This window comes from Micromonospora sp., from assembly GCF_048594385.1.
Lineage (GTDB): Bacteria > Actinomycetota > Actinomycetes > Mycobacteriales > Micromonosporaceae > Micromonospora > Micromonospora wenchangensis.
On the sequence record NZ_JBMDWU010000321.1, the window covers coordinates 1 to 3,545 of the forward strand.

The window sequence follows — 3,545 nt, forward strand, 5'->3', positions numbered from 1 at the left end:
CCGGGGCCTCGTGGAACAAGAGTTGTGCGTCTTGTTACAGAGACCCACGTGCCGCAAACCTATTGATAACCGAGGCGAGAGCGGCGGGGACAGGTGGGACCGGCGGGGGGTGGGAGGCGAGGGGGAAGGCTGGAGGCGAGGGGGAAACGGCGATCGGCCCGCCTCGCGGGGCGAGACGGGCCGATCGTGTGGTAGCCCCGACCGGATTCGAACCGGCGCTACCGCCTTGAGAGGGCGGCGTCCTGGGCCACTAGACGACGGGGCCAGGCACTTTTTCCTGCTTCACCACCCCGTGGGGCGGTGCGGCATTAGTCTAACGGCACCGGCACCCGGCCCCCGAGACGGGGGTCGGCATCCCGGCGAGGTCGGTGCCCGGGTGGCGAAACAGGGGCGTCCGAGCGGCCGGTATAGCGCAACGTCACCACAAGCGGGCCCAGCCAGACGAGCGGGCCGGCCAGACGAAGCGGGCCCAGGCACACGAGCGGGGCCGGCCGGCCACGCACACTCCCCCTGGACGCGAAGAAGCCCGTCCCAGCGAACGTGGGACGGGCTGTCAGCGTTGTAGCCCCGACCGGATTCGAACCGGCGCTACCGCCTTGAGAGGGCGGCGTCCTGGGCCACTAGACGACGGGGCCAGAACATAGCTCGTGCTTCCCTGCCCTACCGGGCGGGGAAGCTGCACTCTATCAGAGATCAACTTCGCCCCGGTGACGGGACGGAGCCGACCTCCGTCAGAATCCAGCGTCCACGGATTCGGGTGAACCCGCGGTTGCGCTGGGGTACCAGGACTCGAACCTAGACTAACTGAACCAGAATCAGTTGGGCTGCCAATTACCCCATACCCCATTGGCCCCTTGTGGCGCCGGGAAGGAACTTTACCCTCCCCGCGCCAACAGGCCAAATCCAATCCCCCAAACCGCCTGTGAGCTGCGGAAACAGGGGTGTCGTACGACTCAGGCGACCGGTACCACCGTGTTGGTGAGCTCGCCGATCCCCTCGATCCGTACGGTGACCGTATCCCCGTCAGTGAGCGGACTAACCCCGGCCGGGGTGCCGGTCAGCACCACGTCCCCGGGCAGCAGCGTCATCACGTGCGAGATGTACGACACCAGCGCCGGCACGTCGAAGACCATGTCCTTGGTCCGGCCGAGCTGACGTACCTCCATCTCGTCCGGGTTGCGCCCCACCTCGCAGCGCACCTCCAGGTCGGAGACGTTCAGACCGGTGGTGATCCAGGGGCCGATGGGGCAGAACGAGTCGAAGCCCTTGGCCCGGGTCCACTGCGAGTCGGAACGCTGCAGGTCCCGCGCGGTGACGTCGTTGGCGCAGGTGTAGCCGAAGACGGCCTTCGCGGCGGCGGCCCGGTCGGCCCGGCGGGCACCCGGCGCGCCGATCACCACGGCCAACTCGGCCTCGTGCTCCACCTGCCGGGAGAAGATCGGCAGCCGGATCGCGTCCCGGGGACCGATCACCGAGGTGGACGGCTTGAGGAAGAGCAACGGCTCCTTCGGCACCTCGTTGCCGTGCTCGGCGGCGTGCTCGGCGTAGTTACGCCCCACACAGACCACCTTGCTGGGCAGGATCGGCGACAGCAACCGCACGTCGGAGAGCGCCCACCGGGCACCGGAGAACTGGATCTGCCCGAACGGGTGGCCCTCGATCTCGGCGACGGTCAGACCCTGCGGCCCGGCCTCCGACTCGCCCTCGACGACCCCGAACGACATTCCCTTGGCATGAGCGAAACGAGCGATACGCACCCGGCCAATCTATCCCCACGCCCGGCGTCACCCGTCGACCACCGGGACGTCGGCGCAGCGTAGGCCATCGGCCGGCGCGGCGGGCGGGGTTCGCCGCTTCGTACCCGCCCGGAGGGTGCGTGCTCCTAACGTCGGCTCCGGAGGTTCGTTGGTATGCCTGCATCGAGACGACACCACAGGGCCCTCGCGGTTTTCGTGAACTGCCTGGGCATCCTCGCCGCCGTACCGGCGCTGCCCGGTACCGGCCCCGCACCCCACGCCACCCCGGCCGGCCCGGCGGCGACCGCTGCGGCGGCAGGGCCCGCCACGACGACCGGACCGCCTCGGGCACCGGCGGGCCACGCCGGCCCGGCGGAACCGGGCCGGGCACCGACGGGGCCGGTCACCCGGGCCCGACCGGCCGCCACCGCCCGTCCCGCCGTACCGGCCCGCCTCGCCGCCTGGGCGACGCCGGTGGCCCCGACCCGGGAGGCGGCACCTCCCCGACCGGCGCGGGCCGCGCCCGGTGTGGCGGCCAGCGGCGCGGTCGTACCGGTCACCCCGACCGCGCCGGCCCCCGGCATGACCACCGCCGGCAACCCGGGCGCGCCCCGGCCGGCACCGCAGGTCACCGTGGCCGTGGCGCCCGCCGCGACGGGGGTGCCGGGTTACCGGATCATGGTGCGCAACACGGGCGGCTCGACGGTGCAGACGATGGTCCGGCAGGAGTTGCCGGCCGGCACCTCGACCACCGCGGTCAGCGCGGGTGGCCTGGTCACCCACCCGGGCGGGGCGGGCGCGGGCGGGGAGGTCACCTGGCGGCTCGTCCTGCCGGCCGGAGCGACCCGGACCCTGGACACCGCCCTGGCCGCCGCCGCGCCGGGCCGGGCGCTGACCGCGCCGGCCTGCGCGTACACCGGTGACGGCGACCAGCCGTACGACTGCGCGACGGCCACCTGGCGCAGCGGGGCGGCCCCGGAGGCGTTCGTGCCCGCGACGCCGGCCTGGCGGCAGCCCCCGATCCTGCTCGGTGCGGCCCTGGTGGTGCTGGCACTACTGGCCGGCGCGCTCTGGTGGTGGCGGCGGGCCCGGCGACGGGTGGGCGGGATCGAGCCGACCGGCACCGCGCCGGTGGCGGCCGGCTCCCCGCCGTACGCGGGCGGTCCGGCGGCCCCGGGCGGCGGGACGGTGTACCCGCGCCCCGCCGTACCCGGAGAGGTCCGGCGACGCCGCAGCCCGTCGGTGTGGCTGGTGGTGGGGGTGGCCGCGACGGTGCTGGCCGCAGTGGTCTTCGCCGCCGCCTGGACGGCCACCCGCGAGGTCGCCGCCATCGACACCACCAAGCAGCCGACCGCCGGGGCGTGGACGGGCACCACCATGACCGGCCCGGTCGGCACCCCGCTGCGGGAGAAGGCGTTCGAGTTCACCGTCTACCGGGTGGCCTGCGCCACCGCGAGGGTGGCCAGCCAGCAGTGCCAGGCCACGGTCGGGGTACGCAACGTCACCCCGGAGCAGCAGAGCTGGCACGGTCAGCTCCAGCGCGCGTACCTGCCGGGTGGGAGCTGGGTGAGCACCGACGAGGACGCCACCCGGCTGGCGAACCTGGGGCGCGACGTCTTCGCCCAGCCCGTCTCGGCCGGCAGCCGGGTGGTGCTGCCGCTGGTCTTCACCGTGCACGGCGCGCAGAAGCCGAAGCAGTTGGAGCTGCGCAGCGGGGTGTTCTCCGCCGGGGTCCGGGTGGACGTGCCCTGAGCGGGGGCGGGGGGGGGGCGGACCCAGAGGGGGGGGTGCGCCCCCCCCCCCCCCCCC

The 3,545-nt window shown here is 73.7% G+C and carries 2 protein-coding genes and 3 tRNA genes; 1 reads left to right on the forward strand and 4 read right to left on the reverse strand.

Annotated elements, in window-relative coordinates; genetic code table 11:
• Window positions 1–189: 189 nt before the first annotated feature.
• The 4 genes from ACOJTC_RS17235 to ACOJTC_RS17250 all read right to left on the reverse strand — a co-directional run bounded on the left by ACOJTC_RS17235 (window position 190) and on the right by ACOJTC_RS17250 (window position 1,757).
• Window positions 190–265: transfer RNA gene (locus ACOJTC_RS17235), tRNA-Glu, on the reverse strand.
• A 297-nt stretch (window positions 266–562) separates the two neighbouring features.
• A tRNA-Glu gene (locus ACOJTC_RS17240) sits at window positions 563–635 on the reverse strand.
• 139 nt (window positions 636–774) lie between these two features.
• Window positions 775–846, reverse strand: a tRNA-Gln gene (locus tag ACOJTC_RS17245).
• Between the two features lie 107 nt (window positions 847–953).
• Complete coding sequence (locus tag ACOJTC_RS17250) at window positions 954–1,757, reverse strand: fumarylacetoacetate hydrolase family protein (RefSeq protein WP_420117647.1); 804 nt, start codon at window positions 1,755–1,757, stop codon at window positions 954–956.
• A 153-nt stretch (window positions 1,758–1,910) separates the two neighbouring features.
• On the opposite strand from ACOJTC_RS17250, the gene ACOJTC_RS17255 reads away from it, so the two are divergent.
• A complete protein-coding gene (locus ACOJTC_RS17255) occupies window positions 1,911–3,488 on the forward strand; it encodes a hypothetical protein (RefSeq protein WP_420117648.1) in 1,578 nt (525 codons plus the stop codon).
• The last annotated feature ends 57 nt before the right edge of the window (window positions 3,489–3,545 follow it).

Coding starts and splice junctions, on each gene's coding strand:
- ACOJTC_RS17255 (WP_420117648.1), top strand. CDS start 1,911: ATGCCTGCATCGAGACGACACCACAGGGCCCTCGCGGTTTTCGTGAAC.